At 32.8% G+C, this 16140-nt stretch carries 17 protein-coding genes; 3 read left to right on the top strand and 14 right to left on the bottom strand.

Annotation, left to right across the window (positions count from 1 at the left end; genetic code table 11):
• Window positions 1–26 precede the first annotated feature (26 nt).
• Window positions 27–2285 (bottom strand): DNA helicase PcrA, encoded by a 2259-nt coding sequence (gene pcrA / locus DFR54_RS08380; protein WP_114289835.1) that lies wholly within the window; start codon window positions 2283–2285, stop codon window positions 27–29.
• 152 nt (window positions 2286–2437) lie between these two features.
• Between pcrA and DFR54_RS08375 the strand changes: the two genes are divergently transcribed.
• Together DFR54_RS08375 and DFR54_RS08370 are read left to right on the top strand one after the other, a co-directional pair.
• Window positions 2438–2833: a DUF4430 domain-containing protein gene (locus tag DFR54_RS08375; protein ID WP_114289834.1), complete on the top strand. Its 396-nt coding sequence runs from the start codon at window positions 2438–2440 to the stop codon at window positions 2831–2833.
• Window positions 2820–3326, top strand: coding sequence for an ECF transporter S component (locus DFR54_RS08370; protein ID WP_227258481.1), 507 nt, complete (start codon window positions 2820–2822; stop codon window positions 3324–3326). Before DFR54_RS08375 ends, DFR54_RS08370 begins: the two co-directional genes overlap by 14 nt.
• 47 nt (window positions 3327–3373) lie before the next feature.
• Here the strand turns inward: DFR54_RS08370 and typA are convergent, their stop codons facing one another.
• The 6 genes from typA to DFR54_RS08340 form a co-directional block, all read right to left on the bottom strand.
• A complete protein-coding gene (gene typA, locus DFR54_RS08365) occupies window positions 3374–5212 on the bottom strand; it encodes a translational GTPase TypA (RefSeq protein ID WP_114289833.1) in 1839 nt (612 codons plus the stop codon).
• A 136-nt stretch (window positions 5213–5348) separates the two neighbouring features.
• Complete coding sequence (locus DFR54_RS08360; RefSeq protein ID WP_114289832.1) at window positions 5349–6113, bottom strand: inositol monophosphatase family protein; 765 nt, start codon at window positions 6111–6113, stop codon at window positions 5349–5351.
• On the bottom strand, window positions 6110–6397 hold the full coding sequence (locus tag DFR54_RS08355) for a UPF0223 family protein (RefSeq protein WP_086342706.1): 288 nt from the start codon (window positions 6395–6397) through the stop codon (window positions 6110–6112). The genes DFR54_RS08360 and DFR54_RS08355 overlap by 4 nt, the downstream gene beginning before the upstream one ends.
• A 93-nt stretch (window positions 6398–6490) precedes the next feature.
• Window positions 6491–7918, bottom strand: coding sequence for a sensor histidine kinase (locus DFR54_RS08350; protein ID WP_114289831.1), 1428 nt, complete (start codon window positions 7916–7918; stop codon window positions 6491–6493).
• Window positions 7918–8640: a response regulator transcription factor gene (locus tag DFR54_RS08345; RefSeq protein WP_114289830.1), complete on the bottom strand. Its 723-nt coding sequence runs from the start codon at window positions 8638–8640 to the stop codon at window positions 7918–7920. Before DFR54_RS08345 ends, DFR54_RS08350 begins: the two co-directional genes overlap by 1 nt.
• Window positions 8637–8975, bottom strand: a complete 339-nt coding sequence (locus DFR54_RS08340; RefSeq protein ID WP_086342703.1) for an SdpI family protein — start codon at window positions 8973–8975, stop codon at window positions 8637–8639. The genes DFR54_RS08345 and DFR54_RS08340 overlap by 4 nt, the downstream gene beginning before the upstream one ends.
• Window positions 8976–9222: 247 nt before the next feature.
• On the opposite strand from DFR54_RS08340, the gene DFR54_RS13235 reads away from it, so the two are divergent.
• Complete coding sequence (locus DFR54_RS13235) at window positions 9223–9378, top strand: hypothetical protein (RefSeq protein WP_086342702.1); 156 nt, start codon at window positions 9223–9225, stop codon at window positions 9376–9378.
• A gap of 96 nt (window positions 9379–9474) precedes the next feature.
• Here DFR54_RS13235 and DFR54_RS08335 read toward each other — a convergent pair whose 3' ends face one another.
• The 7 genes from DFR54_RS08335 to DFR54_RS08305 form a co-directional block, all read right to left on the bottom strand.
• Window positions 9475–9969, bottom strand: a complete 495-nt coding sequence (locus tag DFR54_RS08335; RefSeq protein WP_207028175.1) for an FUSC family protein — start codon at window positions 9967–9969, stop codon at window positions 9475–9477.
• Window positions 9970–10093: 124 nt separating this feature from the next.
• Window positions 10094–10444: a DUF2200 domain-containing protein gene (locus DFR54_RS08330; protein WP_114289828.1), complete on the bottom strand. Its 351-nt coding sequence runs from the start codon at window positions 10442–10444 to the stop codon at window positions 10094–10096.
• A gap of 3 nt (window positions 10445–10447) precedes the next feature.
• The gene (locus DFR54_RS08325; protein WP_114289827.1) at window positions 10448–10735 is read right to left on the bottom strand and encodes a DUF1905 domain-containing protein; all 288 of its coding nucleotides are present in this window, start codon (window positions 10733–10735) and stop codon (window positions 10448–10450) included.
• 12 nt (window positions 10736–10747) lie between these two features.
• Entirely contained in the window at window positions 10748–11191 is a 444-nt protein-coding gene (locus DFR54_RS08320; protein WP_114289826.1) for a DUF1801 domain-containing protein, read from the bottom strand.
• 144 nt (window positions 11192–11335) lie between these two features.
• A complete protein-coding gene (locus tag DFR54_RS08315) occupies window positions 11336–12358 on the bottom strand; it encodes a DUF1002 domain-containing protein (protein WP_170126945.1) in 1023 nt (340 codons plus the stop codon).
• A gap of 171 nt (window positions 12359–12529) precedes the next feature.
• The gene (locus tag DFR54_RS08310) at window positions 12530–13615 is read right to left on the bottom strand and encodes a WxLIP family cell surface protein (RefSeq protein ID WP_114289824.1); all 1086 of its coding nucleotides are present in this window, start codon (window positions 13613–13615) and stop codon (window positions 12530–12532) included.
• Window positions 13616–13767: 152 nt separating this feature from the next.
• The gene (locus DFR54_RS08305) at window positions 13768–16086 is read right to left on the bottom strand and encodes a WxL domain-containing protein (protein ID WP_114289823.1); all 2319 of its coding nucleotides are present in this window, start codon (window positions 16084–16086) and stop codon (window positions 13768–13770) included.
• Window positions 16087–16140: the final 54 nt, after the last annotated feature.

Raw genomic sequence — 16140 nt, 5'->3', positions numbered from 1 at the left:
ATCCAATAGTATTCACTCCTTTAAGATTAATCAACTTTTGTTATTGGGGCAAAAGCTGCTAATAAACGTTTGATTCCCTGTTGCGGGAAGGCAATATCAAGTTCTAAATCTTTACTTGAACCACTTACTTTAACAACTGTTCCAACGCCCCATTTTTTATGTTCAGCTTTATCTCCTGGTTTCCAAGCCGCTCCTTCGCCACCTGTCTGTACTTTGTTTGATACCACTTTAACATCAGGTTGTACATAAGTAGAGCGAACTCGTCTCTCACCAATTGGACTTTGTCTAGTTACTTTATTTTCTTGACCAAACTGTGTCATAACATCTTCATCAATTTCACCTAAGAAACGTGAAGCCCTGTTATATTGAGTTCGACCATATAAAGTACGACTAAAGGCATTGGTTACGTATAATTGTTCTTCCGCCCTTGTAATACCAACATAAGCTAAGCGTCTTTCCTCTTCTAGTTCATCTTCTGATTCCATAGCCCGGTTTAATGGGAAAATCCCTTCTTCCATCCCCATTAAGAAGACATAAGGAAACTCTAATCCTTTTGCAGCATGAAGCGTCATAAAGGTCACTTGACTTTGACCTTCTTCTAAAGAATCAATATCAGAAACAAGTGCTAAATCATTTAAGAAAAGTGTTAATTTATTTGGTGCTTCTTCTTCTGAATCAGACTCTTCTGTGTCATCGTATTCACCATTTTCAAAACGTTTATCAAATTCTTGAGTCACTGTTAAAAATTCGTCTAAGTTTTCAAGTCTAGAATGAGCTTCTAGCGTATTTTGACGTTTCAAATCATCTTTATAATCACTTCTTTTAAGGACTTCTTCTACAAGTTCTGTGACACTTAGAAAAGGAATCATTTCTTTAAAGTCTTGCATCATAGCTCCAAAACCAGCTAACTCGTTACGAGCCTTACCAGTAATATTAGCTAAATCCACATCAATAGCTGCATGAAGTAAGGACCATTCATGAATTTCTGCAAAATCTCTTAATTTCTGAACAGTGCCAGGTCCAATTCCTCTTTTAGGTACATTAACGATTCTCTCAAAGCTTAAAGAATCCATTTCATTTGAAATAACATTTAAGTAAGCTAAAATATCACGAATTTCTTTGCGGTCGTAGAATTTATGACCTCCAACCATTTTATAAGGAATATTAGCTTTTAAGAAGGTTTCCTCTACCACACGACTCATTGCATTAGTTCGATAAAGAACACAGAAATCACCATATTTTTTGCCTTGTTCTGCAACTAACTTTTGAATATTACCAACTATAAAACGTGTTTCATCTCTTTCAGTTTCTCCGCGGTAATAAATTATTTTTTCACCTTCATCATTATCTGTCCAAAGGTCTTTTTTCTTCCGATTGCCATTATTCTCAATGACACTATTAGCAGCCTGTAAAATATTTTTTGTTGAACGATAATTTTGCTCTAAAAGAATAGTTGTTGCATCTGGATAATCTTTTTCAAAATCTAAAATATTTTGCATGTCTGCCCCGCGCCAACCATAAATACTTTGGTCAGCATCCCCTACCACACATAAGTTATTAAAACGTTTTGCTAACATATTAACCAATGTGTACTGAGCATGGTTTGTATCTTGGTACTCATCTACATGAATATATTGGAATTTATTTTGATAATAACGTAGGACATCAGGACTTGTTTGAAGAAGTCTAATTGTTAACATAATTAAATCATCAAAATCCATGGACTGATTTTGACGTAATTCTTTTTGATAACGTTTATAACAAGTTGCTACAATTTTTTCAAAAAAACCATTATAGCGTTCTTCATAAAGTTCTGGCGTTAACAATTCATTTTTTGCATTACTAATAGCACTTATCATACTACGAGGATCATATTTTTTAGGATCAATGTTTTCTTCTTTTAAAATTCTCTTCATCAAAGTTAGCTGGTCACTACTATCAAGAATTGTAAAATTTCGGTTATAACCAATCACATCAACATCTCGTCTTAACATACGAACACACATAGAGTGGAAAGTTGATACCCAAACATCTTCTCCTTCACTACCTAAAATGTTAACAACACGGTCTTTCATTTCTCGTGCTGCTTTGTTAGTAAAGGTTATAGCTAGAATGTTCCATGGGTTAACGTCTTTTTCTTTTATAATATAAGCGATGCGGTGAGTTAAAACTCTTGTTTTCCCACTACCTGCTCCTGCCATTATTAAAAGTGGGCCATTTGTATGCATAACAGCTTCTTTTTGTTTCTCATTTAGGCCTTTAATTAGACTATTTACATGACTCATTTTGTGCGAACACCCTTTCTTATTACATCCTTTCTATTATAGCAAAAATCATCAGAAATATCTTTGAAAATGAGAAGAAAATCGTGATTTGCATTAAGTTAATTCTTTCGTTAAGATAATGAAGAATAAAAAATATTTTGGAGGAATTATTCATGAAAAAACTTATACTAGGATTCGTCCTATCATCATTTTTAATGGTTGGAACAGCTTGTTCTACTAATACAGAAAAAACGACTTCTCAAAGTTCAACTGAGCAAAAACAAGGTGAACTACATCTTACTCTCTCACTTGTAGAAGATGAAAAAGAATTTGCCACAAAAGAAGTAACAGCAAAAGATTCTGACACTGTTCTTGAAATATTAAAAGCAAATTTTGATGTAAAAGAAGATGGCGGTTTTGTGACATCTATTGATGGGAAAGAACAAGATCCTAAAGCTAATAAATATTGGATGTATTACATTAATGATAAAGAAGCTGATAAAGGTGCTTCTGAAATGACTGTTTCTGATTCAGACAAAATCGAATGGCGTTTGAATGAATTTAAATAAATCTGTTAGATGGTTAACAACAGCTGCTTTAATGAGTGCAGCAAGTTTCACTGGAAGACTTTTATTTCAGTCAATTCCAAATGTACAACCACTAACGACGATAATTATTATTTGTACCTTAGTTTTTGGTTTTTATTTTGGTAGCACAGTTGCTATCCTTTCAATAATGATTTCTAATTTATTCTTAGGAATGGGTGTTTGGACTATCGCTCAAATTGTAGCTTTTTTGTCAATTTGTGGGATTACTTTTTTACTCAAGCCACTCTTAAATAAATTACCATTAATTATTTTAGCCCTCTACGCTGGTATTATGGGCTACTGGTTTGGCTTTATTATCTCTGTTGTCCAAGCTCCTTTTTTCGGGATTCAAAAATTTTGGATTTATTACTTACAAGGTATCTCATTTGATACCTTTCATGCAGTAGGAAATTTCATTTTTTTCTTAATTTTGTATCCTGTTTTATTACCATTATTTAAAAAAGTTAATATATAAAAAAGCAACATCCAAATTTAAGGATGTTGCTTTTTTCAAACTAATGATTATTCAGCTGATTTTTTCTTTTTAGCTGCTTTTTCACGTTCAGATTTATTTAAGATTTGTTTTCTTAAACGGATGCTTTCTGGTGTTACTTCACAGAATTCATCATCATTTAAGAATTGCAATGATTCTTCTAATGAAAGGATTTTTGGTTTTTTGATAACTGAAGTTTGGTCTTTATTAGCAGAACGAACGTTAGTCATTTGTTTAGCTTTTGTAATATTAACACCTAAGTCATTTTCACGAGAGTTTTGACCTACAATCATACCTTCGTATACTTCTGTACCTGGAGCTACAAAGACAGTTCCACGTTCTTCAATACTCATAATACTATAAGTAGTCGCTTTACCTTGGTCGATAGATACTAAAGCACCATTACGACGTCCACTTACTAAACCAGAAATAACTGGTAAGTATGAATCGAATGTATGGTTCATAATTCCGTATCCACGAGTTAATGACATAAATTCAGTTGAGTAACCAATTAATCCACGAGCTGGAGCTAAGAAAATTAAACGTACTTGACCATTTCCGTTATTAATCATATCTTGCATTTCTGCTTTACGAGTACCTAATGACTCAATAACGCCACCCATGTATTCTTCTGGTGTATCAATTTGAACTCTTTCGAATGGTTCACATAAAGTACCATCAATTTCACGATAAATAACTGTTGGACGAGATACTTGTAACTCGAATCCTTCACGACGCATGTTTTCAATTAAAATAGATAAATGAAGTTCTCCACGGCCTGAAACAGTCCATTTATCTGGAGATTCAGTTTCTTCAACTTTTAATGACACGTCTGTTTGTAATTGATTTTGTAAACGTTCTTCAATTTTTCTAGCTGTTACATATTTACCTTCACGACCTGCAAATGGTGAATTGTTTACTAAGAAAGTCATTTGAAGAGTTGGCTCATCAATAAACAATACTGGTAGAGCTTCTTGATGGTCAACTGGTGTAACAGTTTCCCCAACAAAGATATCTTCCATACCAGAAACGGCGATTAAATCACCTGATTTTGCTTCTTGAATTTCAACACGTTCTAATCCTAAGAAACCTAATAACTTAGTAACACGGAATTTTTTAACTTCTCCGTCAAGTTTCATTAAGGCAACTTGGTCCCCAACTTTAATTGTTCCACGGAACACACGACCAATACCAATACGACCAACATAATCGTTGTAATCAAGTAATGATACTTGGAATTGTAATGGTTCGTCACTGTTATCAACAGGAGCTGGAATGTGATCTAAAATAGCATCATAGATGTAGTCCATTGTTTCTTCTTGATCAGCAGGATTATCTGATAAACTAGATGTTCCGTTTACAGCTGAAGCGTAAACCACTGGGAATTCTAATTGATCGTCATCTGCACCTAATTCGATAAGTAATTCTAAAACTTCGTCAACAACTTCTTCTGGACGAGCTGTTGGTTTATCAATTTTATTTACAACCACGATTGGCGTTAATTTTTGCTCTAAAGCTTTTTTAAGTACAAAACGTGTTTGAGGCATTGTTCCTTCATAAGCATCAACAACTAAAACAACACCGTCTACCATTTTCATAATACGTTCAACTTCTCCACCAAAGTCCGCATGTCCTGGTGTATCTAAGATGTTGATGTGTTTATCTTTGTAGTTGATTGCTGTATTTTTTGCCAAGATTGTAATTCCACGCTCTTGTTCAATTTCACCAGAGTCCATAGCACGCTCTTGAATCTGTGTATGACCATCTAATGTATTTGATTGTTTTAATAACTCGTTAACTAGGGTTGTTTTACCGTGGTCAACGTGGGCAATAATTGCCACATTACGAATATCTTCTCTTAATTTCACTGTTGTAGATTCTCCTCACTCTTATAAACCAATTAGATAAGCTATTTTATCTAATTTTACCGACTAGTAATTATAACAAAAAAAACTCATGAAAAAAAGTGAAAAGTTTTCATTTGCTCATTTTTTTTGCAAAATCTTAAAATTTAAAAATATCATCATATGTTTTTTGTGTCGCAACAACAAAATATTGACGCTCTCCCAGTATATCATACGGCTCTCCGTCTAGTTTAGAATGAACTAAGCCAAGAGGTTCTCCTAGGGCAACTCCTGCAGCAAAATCCCAAGGCGATAAATTAGATAGGTAAGCAACTTGTTTACCTCGAATCACACTTAGAAAATCTAGGCCAGCACAGCCAAAAGTTCTAACACCTACTGCTTCAAAACCAACTTTTTGCGTATTTAAAATATCTTTAGCAAACATAATGCTATTTGTTCCAATCAAACCTTCTTGAAGCCCTAAATTTTCTACAGGTAAAAGCTTGTCGCCATTTAAAAATACACCAGTCTCTTTTCCACCGTATGCAAACTCATCTTTTATCACATCATAGATAAAACCAAGAGTTGGCTTACCATCCTCAAAAATGCCAATCATAATACAAAAATTCTCTTGTTGTTTCACAAAATTCAATGTGCCATCAATTGGGTCAATAATCCAGATTCGACCATCTGTGCTTTCAACTTTATCTCCTAAGCCTTCTTCACCAATAATTTTGTCGTCTGGATAATGGCTTCTAATCTTACTAACTAAAAATTCTTCTGTCTCCTTATCAACATTAGTTACTAAGTCATGACGGTTACTTTTTTCTTCAACTAAAATAGTTCCTTTAAGTTTTTCTTTAATCTGATCAGCAGCTTCCATAATCCATGATTTCACTTCAAACATTAATTCATTTTGAGTCATTTTTCAAAATCCTTTCTGTTTAAGAGACCTGTTTTTTGTGCTTTCGCTTGTTTAACAACATGATATAAAGAATAACCTGATACTTCCTCAAACTCTCTACCTAGTTGGCGTTCCTCACCTATACTTTTAACAACTTTTTTAAAATCTGCATAAGTTGTTAAAAAATCTTCTGCTTGAACTTTTTTTTCGTACGCTTCTTCTAGCTTACTCCACATATCAACTACCGAAATTAATTCTTCAGTTGTCCAATCTGGATTAAGCGGATAATTATAATCTTCTGCCATTTTCTCACCTTTTGTTATTTATTGTTAAAACAAGTGTATCAGACAAAGAAAGAGTGAGCAATTTAAAAATAATTACTCACTCTTTTTTTAGTTTTAATTTGGTTGTTGATCAGGAAAAGTAATTGTAAACGTTGTTCCTTCATCTAGTTTACTTTCTACTTTAATTGTTCCACCGTGAAGCTTAACTAATTGATCTACAATCGATAGACCTAAGCCAGACTCGCCGTACTTAGTATTTTTCCTTGATGGATCAGCTTTATAATATCTATCCCAAATATTCTTAACTTGTTCCTCACTCATTCCGATTCCTGTATCAGAAATTGTTACGATCGTCTCCATATAGCCACGAGTAATTCCGATTCTAATTTGGCCATCCTCAGTAAATTGAATAGCATTAGTTATCACGTTTACCATAACTTGAACAAATCGGTCATAATCAGCATAAACATCTACAGGTTCAATCGTCTCCAAAATTAATTGATCATTTTTTTCTTGAGCTTTTTTATCTAATTGCTCAATAACATTTTCTAAAATTTCTGTTCCATTTAATTTTTGGATAGCAATAGTAATCTGGTTCGTTAATATTTTTTCATAATCTAAATTCTCATTAACTAATCGAATTAAGCGTCTTGTTTCATTTTGCATTAAGCTAATACATCGATCTTTTTGATTTTCTGGAATAGCATTAAAGGCTAGTCCTTCAAGTAGTCCATTGATTGTAGTTAAAGGCGTCCGCATTTCATGAGCCACATCAGCCATAAAATTACGACGTCTTTCTTCTTGGCGATCAATTTCAATATGAGAATCTTTCAAAGCTACAGCCATTTGGTTAAAGTCTTCAGCTAAATCATCCAACTCATCATTGTTTTTTACATCTAAGTGAACATCAAAGTTCCCATCTGCAATTTGTTTAGTAGCTTTACGCATACGATTAATTCGGTTCACTTGGAACTTAGCTAAGATATAACTAATAATTAGAGCAATCACTGTAGAGATAATAAACCCTTTAAAAAGGTTTTGCGTTAGCAATCCTACACTTTCTTCAATATTACTATTTGGTTGCCATACAATTAGAATACCCTCAAAATTCCAATTAGATGCGTCAAATAAAGGTTGAACATGCATTGCCATCGTTGTTTTTTTATCACCAATTGAGTCTATAACTGTCTTTTGAATGTATTCTCCCTTTTCAAGGTCTTTTAGCTCACTATCAGATATAATATTGCTTGCATTTGATCCTTCAATATTTTTAGGATAAGTTGCAGTTCTGTCTGTAGAAAGGTAATAGAAATATACATTTTGATTTTTCGCAACTGCACTCGTAGTATCTAAAGATTCTTTTAATGTCCAGCCTTGCTCTCTCATATTGTCTGTTATGGTATTGGCATAAGCTCTCAACTGATCATAGCTAGTTTGTTTAACAGTTGTTTTAGTAAACTGAGTAAAAAACATACCGAAAATCAATAATACTGTTAATATGATTGCAAAAAAAGCAATCATTTGCTGGAGTAAATAGCGCATTAAGCACCGACTCCTGAATCATCAAATTTGTAACCAACACCCCAAACTGTTTGAATGACTTGAGGTCCTACTTTTTCAATTTTTTGTCTTAATTTTTTAATATGAGCATCTACTGTTCGTTCATCTCCAAAGTATTGATAATCCCAAACAAGCTCTAATAATTTCTCTCTTGAGAATACTTGTCTTGGTTTTTTAGCTAATGTTAATAGTAAATCAAATTCTTTAGGTGTTAATCCGTCTACTAATTTATCATCTAAATAAGCTTCACGAGTTTTGGTATTCATTTTAAAATGATCTGTAATCACGTCAAACGCTTCATCAATTCCGTTAGCTGCTTTTGGTGACTCATCTCCAAGAATCGCTCGGCGATGTAGAGCTTTAATACGAGCGATTAAAGTAATCGGACTAAATGGTTTTGTTACATAATCATCTGCTCCCATTTCTAATCCAATAACTTGATCACTCTCAGAATCACGTGCTGTTAACATGATAATCGGAACAGTTGATGATACTTTTCTGATTTCACGGCAAACAGTTACACCATCCATAGTTGGTAAGTTTAAATCAAGAGTTACCATATCCCATGATTCAGGATCTGTTAAAAATTGATCTAACCCTTCTTTTCCATCATATTCAAACGTTACATCCCATTCTTCATTTAAAAAGAACATTTTCATCATTTCTGATACTGATTCATTATCTTCTATCATTAGTAATTTCATTTAGCTGACACTCCTTCTTCATTATCTATAAATCTTTCTAGATTTCTTTCAATAATATAAAACACTCTTGTTATTGGAAGAATAATCACAAATAGTTCAATGATGAAAAATTGGATCATTCCTGTTCTTGTTAATAAAAAGCCTATTGCAAATGTGATTAAACCAATCATTAAAAATGCTTTGGCCGCTTCTTTTTGAGCATATGCATATGTTTTATCACTTGTTTTTGCTCGCTGAGTTCTGTAACCATATTTATTACTTCTTTGTTTCGAAGGAAAAATAAGATACACAAAACCAATTACTGTTAATACCATGCCGACAAAATAAAATATCATTTTCTACACCAACCTTGTTTAATACATCTATTATACTATGTTTTCTGCTAATCTTAAATAATGATTATTAGAAACATTTTCACTAAGATTATTTACATCTTAATAAAAATTTATGAAATTTCCATGAAATAATGATAGATATTACTTGATTACTAAAAAAAGATATGATAAATTAAATGTAGGAATTTTGTTACCATGAAAGTTTAAACCTTTCTCATTAAAAGAGATACTCGAAAGGAGAATTATTATGGTATTTAACAATCAAGCAATTCAATATCGTATTACTTTAGACACTGAGGCTAACATCTTTATTGTTTTTGATGCAAACAATGAAAACATCTCAGCTCAAGGCAATACTATTGAAGAAGCAAAAAACAATTTAAATCAACTAGTTAAGGAGTAATCAACTGTGGAAGATTCCAGCTATTGACGAAGGTATTCATTTCATTATTTAGAGATGGATGCCTTTTTGTTATACAAAAAAAAACAATTTTAAGAATTATTTTTTCTCAAAATTGTCTACTGCCTGTTTCATTATTTTGTTTTTAGGATGTGGTAATAAGTGATTAATTCCAAAAGCTACAAACATACCAATAAAACTATCAACTACTCTAGCAAGTGCATACGAATAGGACTGAGTCTCAGGAATCATAAAAAGAATCGTTAACAAAGTTGCACAGCCTCCAACTGTCCCCTCATAATTTTTAGTTGCTGATAAAAACCAAATTAACGCAACAATTAGTAACGGTATAGCAATCAATTGAACGTTTTTTCCATTTCCAAAAGTTTTAAAAATAAAGATAGCTACAATTGAAAATAGCGCTCCTGTTACATTTCCCACAACACGGTGTCTACCAAACCTTAAAGTATTATACATGTCTTCCCTTAATGTAAAAACAGCCGTAATCGATGAGACCACATATGTATCTCGGTTAAAAATGAAACTAATTAAAATACACACAAAGACACTCAAACCTGTCTTTATATTTCTCATTCCAATTCTCAAAAAACACAACTCCTATTTTATTTTCAACGAAAAAAGTTTCCTTATTAAAAAATAAGAAAACTTCCTCTTTTATCTATAGTAATACCAATTAACAAAAATTGCAAATAACCCCTTATTTTCTAAAAATCTTCTCTAAAGATTTTCCCTTTGCTAATTCATCAACTACCTTATCTAAATAACGAATTTTTTGCATTAAAGGATCTTCTATTTCTTCCACTCTATAGCCACAAATAACACCTTTGATCAAAGAGGCATTCTCATTAAAAACAGGAGCTTTTTCAAAAAACTCCGTAAAAGTTAACTCATTATCAACAACTTCTTGTAAAGACTCTTTCTTATAACCTGTTAACCACTCAATCACTTGGTCTAATTCTTCTTTTGTACGCCCTTTTTTCTCAACTTTTTTAACGTATAAAGGATAGACACTTGCAAAAGTCATATTAAATATTCTATCATTCGCCATTTACTAGACCTCCTTTTGTGTAACTTCTACTTTCACTGTATCACCGACATCTTTATTCAATTCTTTTCTAATGTCTTTCTTAATACCAATAATGTAACAAATCGATCCATCAGAGTGCTTTACACCCATATTAACAATACTACCTTCATATAAAATCCCTTCAAAAGAAACCTTAACTTTAACTCTACCTTTACCAAACTCTTTTCTCAAATCATACGGAAAAATGACATAAGCCCCACCTTTACCAACTTCAGATACATAAATTTGGCTCTCAAATTCATAAGTTTTCATTTAAATTCTCTCCTATTTGTTGGTGTATTTTTTATAATTTTGAAGCCATTCTTCTAAAGTCATTTTAGAAGCTAATTCACCTAAAAGTTCATATGGAATATTTTTGACATTTGTCATTCGAATACAGCTTTTCCCCATATTTAATTTAGTTGGAACTTGTTTTTGATACTCCTCTTCAAACCAAGCTAAGAGAGTTTTATTTCCCATAATCCCCATATGATAAAGGGCGATATGATTTTTTTGAGCTGCAAGAGAAATAAAAGGAACTGGTTCATCTTCCCGATTGAGATAACCTTTAGGGTAAGTGCTCAGAGGCACAACAAAACTAATCATATTATATTGAAAATTCTCTTCAAACCCAACTGGTAAATTATCCTTAACTGTTTCGTATAGTTTTCTAAAAGCAGCTTGTCTTTTTTCATCAACATTAGCTAAATAATCATCGATTTCTTTCATCAGGTTTCTCCTCATTATTTGATAAATTCATCATACCTTTATGAATTAATTGTTTCAATTATTATGGATTAAAAAAGGGATGATAAAATAAAGATAGTTTAAGACAAATAAAAGAGACTGACGTATATCAGCCTCTTCAAAAGTTTATTTAAATAAATTACCAAAGAAATCTTTGATTCCTTGCCAGAATTTAGCAAATCCTGTTTTAGCTTTTTCTACATTTTCATCAGATAATAAATTATCTTTAAATTCTTTACCATTTTTTACTAGATCATCTTTAAAGCCAGTTAGTTGTTTTGTCATCTCTGAATCATTAAGACCATCCGTATGAGTAAAGGCTACCATATTATTAACAATTTCTTCTTGTTGACTAGGGGAAATCGCGTCTTGTAAGCCACTATTATTGATTTGTTGCACAACAACGGTTTGAACTTCTTTTACTCTCTCATCTTCTGATAATTTATTTAACTTATCATTGATTTTTTGTAATTCTAATTGAACATCAGCTAACATCACTAAGATATTTTCAGATGAATAATCTGAGTTATCCTGATTCGCCGCATCAATTCCTGCTACAACTTGCATTTGATCTTGTGCTACTTCCCGTTTTTCATCACGACTTTTTTGGTCTGTTTCATCAGATGCCGGATCTACTTCATCATAAATTTTGTAAATAGCAGCCAAAGCTCCACTTCCATCCATAGTTCTGACACTACCTATACGAATATAAGCATCATAAACACCGCTCGTAATAGCAGCTGAACGATACATCGCTTCTGTACGTGCTGTAATATTTTCAGGTGTCACAATGTCAACTGTAACTCCAGTACCAGATTTTATTCTAGCAATCAAAGCACTTGAATAAGCTTTTGAACTACTTGTAAATTCTGGAACATCTGTTACATATTTAACTAGGTCATTTCCATCTACAATATAATCATTATGTTTTTTTGTATCAATACCTTTTAATTCTTTAACACTTCCTAAATCTTTCAACAAGATTTCTCTCGTTTTTTCTTGTTCAGCCTCGCTTAAACCATTTCCTAAAGCAATATTAGGTACATCCCAACCTTCATCTTTTGCTTTTTCATCAGCAAAAACCTGTGTACTAAGTCCAAAAGATGTAAATAGTAGGGCTCCTAAAGTTAATAATTTTATTTTTTTCATAAAAACCTCCATTAGCTATATCAGCTACTATTCATTGTACCAATCCCTGAAATGAAATTCATCAGACAAAAGTAGGGTTTTACAAAAAATTCATATTCTCTTAATAAAAAATAAGTAATTAAACAAAAAACTGTTGATATAAGCACTCAACTTATATCAACAGCACACTTTTTATTTTTTCTTTTTCTTCTTACGTTTCTTTTTCTTTTGAGCTTTTTTACTTTTTTTATTTTTTAATACTAAAAAAGTAACTAAGGCAACCACTAACAAGATATTAGAAATAATTAATAGCCATACCCACCAACTTAAAGTTTTCTCATCTTTTTGTTGCGTGTCAGTTTTATTTAATTCTTTCGCAACTTCTTTTTCAATTGTAAAATCTGATGATAATTCCCATTCTTTCGAGTCTGCTTCATCACTACCATTTGTCCCACTAATAAAAGCTTCATAATGATATTTGCCTGGCTCTAGTTTTTTACCATTTAAAAATAATGGGAAATTCATTGTTGTATTTGGTGCCATTTGTAAATTTGTTTTATCTTCTTCAAAGATAACTTCCTTTGAATTTTTATCTGTTATTTTAACGGCTATAGACATATTATTCAAAAAGACACTTGTAACATTTCGGATTTCTGCTGAAATGGCACTTTTAGTATTAAGCTGAGTAGGTTCTACTTTCCCAATTGACAATTCTGGTTCAATAGTAATTTCTTTTTCTTGTTGAATCAAAAGTGCAATCACATAAGAAAATTTATTTTTAATCCCTGTTTGACTTGAGATATTTTCAGTTTCACTCGCTTTTTTTTCTTCAAAAGTCAATCCACCAGCAATAATACCTTCGACTCTAGCTTCTGGCATCTTAACTATTACATCAATTATTTTTTCTGAGTTTGGAGGAAGAACAATATCTTTTTCGATTTCTACTAATTGGGACAAATCATGTTGCAAAGAGTCATCTACTTCACTCTTATTGTCGCTATAATCAACAACTCCATTCACATTCGTTTTAGCACTTGCTACCCAAGCAGTTAACTTCACTTCTTGATCTTTTGTGTTTTTCAATTTAACTTGGAGTTTTTGAGAGTCACCTTGTTTCATCAAAAGATGAAAATAGCCACTTTGAGCATCTATCTGATTGTTTGGCAAAACAGGTTCTACAGAAAACCCAACCTCATTCGCATTTACACTCAGGCTAAATCCTAAAATGCTTGTCACCATAATAATTCCAAAGAGTATTATTTTTTTTAAAAAGTTCATTTGTTTTCCCTTCCATAACTCGTCACATAAATTTTTGTAATCACTAATATATAATAGATAACTATAAAAAGAGTCTGTGACATAAGTAAAAACTTATACCACAGCCCCTTATTGATAACTAATGCGTTACAACTTCTTAAACTTTTAATCTCTTAAGGAGTCGGAACCATAGATAATCTGTAAGTTAATGTAGATTCATAACTTGATGAAACAGGATTTGATGAACTTGGAATCGATAATAGAACTGATGCTTTAGCTGGTTCATTTGCCCCCATTACACCAATGTTTTTATCTTTAGTTTGTCCATACGATAATGTCCAAGTCCCAGTTCCTTTTCCTTTGTCAGCAGACATGATAATACTTGTTTGCCCTGGAATCAACTCTAAGCCACCAGTTACTTTTTCAGACGCTAAAGATAAATCTTTAACAAAATTCACAGGAGCTAATTCAGGTTTAAACCCTTCTTCAGTCATATTAGGCGAGTTTAAAGCACCGTTCCCTAAGTATAATTTTGCACCTGTTAAAACATCATTTTTAGCTGTTTTAAATTGGTCGTTTTGAACAATACTTAATACCCAACCAGCATTTGTTCCACGACGATCACTAACTTGAACATAGTTACCTCTTAAAGTATCACTAGTTTTAAATTGTTGTGGTTGTGCCCCGTAAAGCATATTTTTATTCTCAATACTTTGTTTACCAAATGCAAAACTTGATGCGTAGTCTACAGATAATAAACCACCTGCCGAACTAGTTGCTTCTGAGCCATCTGGATTAAGTGGCGTCATATCTTCTTTTGGATTTTCAGGGTCAATCGGTTTAACTGATTCATCATTTTTCTCAAAAACAATTTCGCCTTTAACATTATAGTTAGCATCATCTGTTGGTACTTCTGGATCTACTGGCGTTTCACTGAGTGGTAAAATAGTAATTGGGTTTGTTATAATATTATCTTTATTTTGTTTCACACGAATATTATAATTCCCTTCAAATTCAGTGCTAAAGTAAACGACTTGTTCAGCATTTCCTTGATTATCAGCTTTAACGCTAAATTTCTCAGAATAACCAATTGGTAACCACTGACCATCGCCAACTTTTGTCTTAGCCACTTGTGAACCTTGAGTGAATCCATTTTGAGCAGTAGGAGTATACAAACCTAATTGATAACCATCAGCTACTGCATTTGGTGCTAAACCTGTTACTTTTACAATGGCTTTATTTTCTTTTTTAGCCTCTGGTTTAGCATCTACTACAAGAGAGACTTTCCCTGTTGAAGGAATTTCTGCATTTGACGTTGAACCGTAGCTTCCTGGTGCAAAAGTACTTTCATCATACCACTTGTATCCAGCAGCTGGTGCAGCCCATGGTTCTTTTTGAGGCTCAGTACTTTTAGATGGTTCTTCAAAATCATGTAAGACTGTTTTTGATGATAGTTGGATACCCATTTTATCAAATGTATCATAGTCTTCTTTTTGGCTTAACCATTCAACAAGATTCACTAATAACCTTGCATCATCTTTTTCTTTCCAACCATCATAAGTTTTTTTAGCTTTTCCATTTTCATCACGTAAATATTTAGGTGTAGAATCTTCTACAGGAGATGAATCTCCAATAAAAGCAGCTTTTCCTTTTTCTTTCTTACTAATAGCTACATAAGCACCTTCTTCAACACCACCGCCATTATAAACACCTTGGTCTACAGCTGGTCCCCATTTATTAGCTGAGCTTGTTAATCCAGTAGGTGGATAGATTAAACCTTTAGCACGAGTTGGATCAGTAATTGCTACTGTTGAACCAGCATGAAGTCCCACTGATTGAACGCCCTCTAAAATTCCAAAAGCATCATGTAAAATCCACTTACTACTATCGTTAATATTATCTAGACCATTATATCTAAACCTTACACCAAACGTTTCACTTAGCCAGTCACTACTTTCAACTCCTTGCATAGCTTCAGAGTTTTTCTCTTCAGTTGACATATCTTTCGTCATATTTTCAAAAGCGCCGCGACGATAGCCATTGAATGCTTCACTAGCATCAATTCTATTTTTATTTCTATCAGCATTATAGTGGTCACTAATATAAAATACAGCTCCACCATTTGCTACATATTCTTCAATTGCATTCTGTTCAGACACTTTATACGGAACGTTCGCTTCTGGCAAAACAAAGACATCATAACCTTTTAAATCTTCTAAAGTAATTGGTGTCTTTTTACGTAGTTCTTTTACGTAAAATCCTTTCTCTGCCAAACCATTTCCAAAGTCTGAAAACGCTCCATCAATTACCCAATCAGCTGCTCCAGCCGTCTGCGCATGAGTATTATCAAACAATACCTTTTGTCCATTCGCTTGGGCCGGTTTTATCTCCGGAGCCGGATCTAACGCATTTTCTGCTCCTACTGGAACTGTGAATAATACTGCACCTGAAATAGCTGCTAGTATCATTTGATGTAACTTAATTTGCTTCATTCTTTTCTCTCCTTTTTTTTGATACAGGCAGAGTATATCATAGTATTGTAAAGT

Origin of the sequence: Vagococcus fluvialis, assembly GCF_003337315.1 — a bacterium.
GTDB classification, from domain to species: Bacteria; Bacillota; Bacilli; order Lactobacillales; family Vagococcaceae; genus Vagococcus; species Vagococcus fluvialis.
The sequence above is the reverse complement of the archived record's forward strand: the minus strand, read 5'-3'. Positions and strand labels throughout refer to the sequence as shown.

Bases quoted from the DNA above. Each gene is read 5' to 3' on its own strand.
- DFR54_RS08375 (WP_114289834.1), top strand. From the start codon at position 2,438: ATGAAAAAACTTATACTAGGATTCGTCCTATCATCATTTTTAATGGTT.
- DFR54_RS08335 (WP_207028175.1), bottom strand. From the start codon at position 9,969: ATGAGAAATATAAAGACAGGTTTGAGTGTCTTTGTGTGTATTTTAATT.
- DFR54_RS08355 (WP_086342706.1), bottom strand. From the start codon at position 6,397: ATGGCAGAAGATTATAATTATCCGCTTAATCCAGATTGGACAACTGAA.
- DFR54_RS08315 (WP_170126945.1), bottom strand. From the start codon at position 12,358: ATGAAAAAAATAAAATTATTAACTTTAGGAGCCCTACTATTTACATCT.
- DFR54_RS08325 (WP_114289827.1), bottom strand. From the start codon at position 10,735: ATGAAAACTTATGAATTTGAGAGCCAAATTTATGTATCTGAAGTTGGT.
- DFR54_RS13235 (WP_086342702.1), top strand. From the start codon at position 9,223: ATGGTATTTAACAATCAAGCAATTCAATATCGTATTACTTTAGACACT.
- DFR54_RS08345 (WP_114289830.1), bottom strand. From the start codon at position 8,640: ATGAAATTACTAATGATAGAAGATAATGAATCAGTATCAGAAATGATG.
- DFR54_RS08305 (WP_114289823.1), bottom strand. From the start codon at position 16,086: ATGAAGCAAATTAAGTTACATCAAATGATACTAGCAGCTATTTCAGGT.
- pcrA (WP_114289835.1), bottom strand. From the start codon at position 2,285: ATGAGTCATGTAAATAGTCTAATTAAAGGCCTAAATGAGAAACAAAAA.
- DFR54_RS08370 (WP_227258481.1), top strand. From the start codon at position 2,820: ATGAATTTAAATAAATCTGTTAGATGGTTAACAACAGCTGCTTTAATG.
- DFR54_RS08320 (WP_114289826.1), bottom strand. From the start codon at position 11,191: ATGAAAGAAATCGATGATTATTTAGCTAATGTTGATGAAAAAAGACAA.
- DFR54_RS08360 (WP_114289832.1), bottom strand. From the start codon at position 6,113: ATGACTCAAAATGAATTAATGTTTGAAGTGAAATCATGGATTATGGAA.
- DFR54_RS08340 (WP_086342703.1), bottom strand. From the start codon at position 8,975: ATGATATTTTATTTTGTCGGCATGGTATTAACAGTAATTGGTTTTGTG.
- DFR54_RS08350 (WP_114289831.1), bottom strand. From the start codon at position 7,918: ATGCGCTATTTACTCCAGCAAATGATTGCTTTTTTTGCAATCATATTA.
- DFR54_RS08310 (WP_114289824.1), bottom strand. From the start codon at position 13,615: ATGAACTTTTTAAAAAAAATAATACTCTTTGGAATTATTATGGTGACA.
- DFR54_RS08330 (WP_114289828.1), bottom strand. From the start codon at position 10,444: ATGGCGAATGATAGAATATTTAATATGACTTTTGCAAGTGTCTATCCT.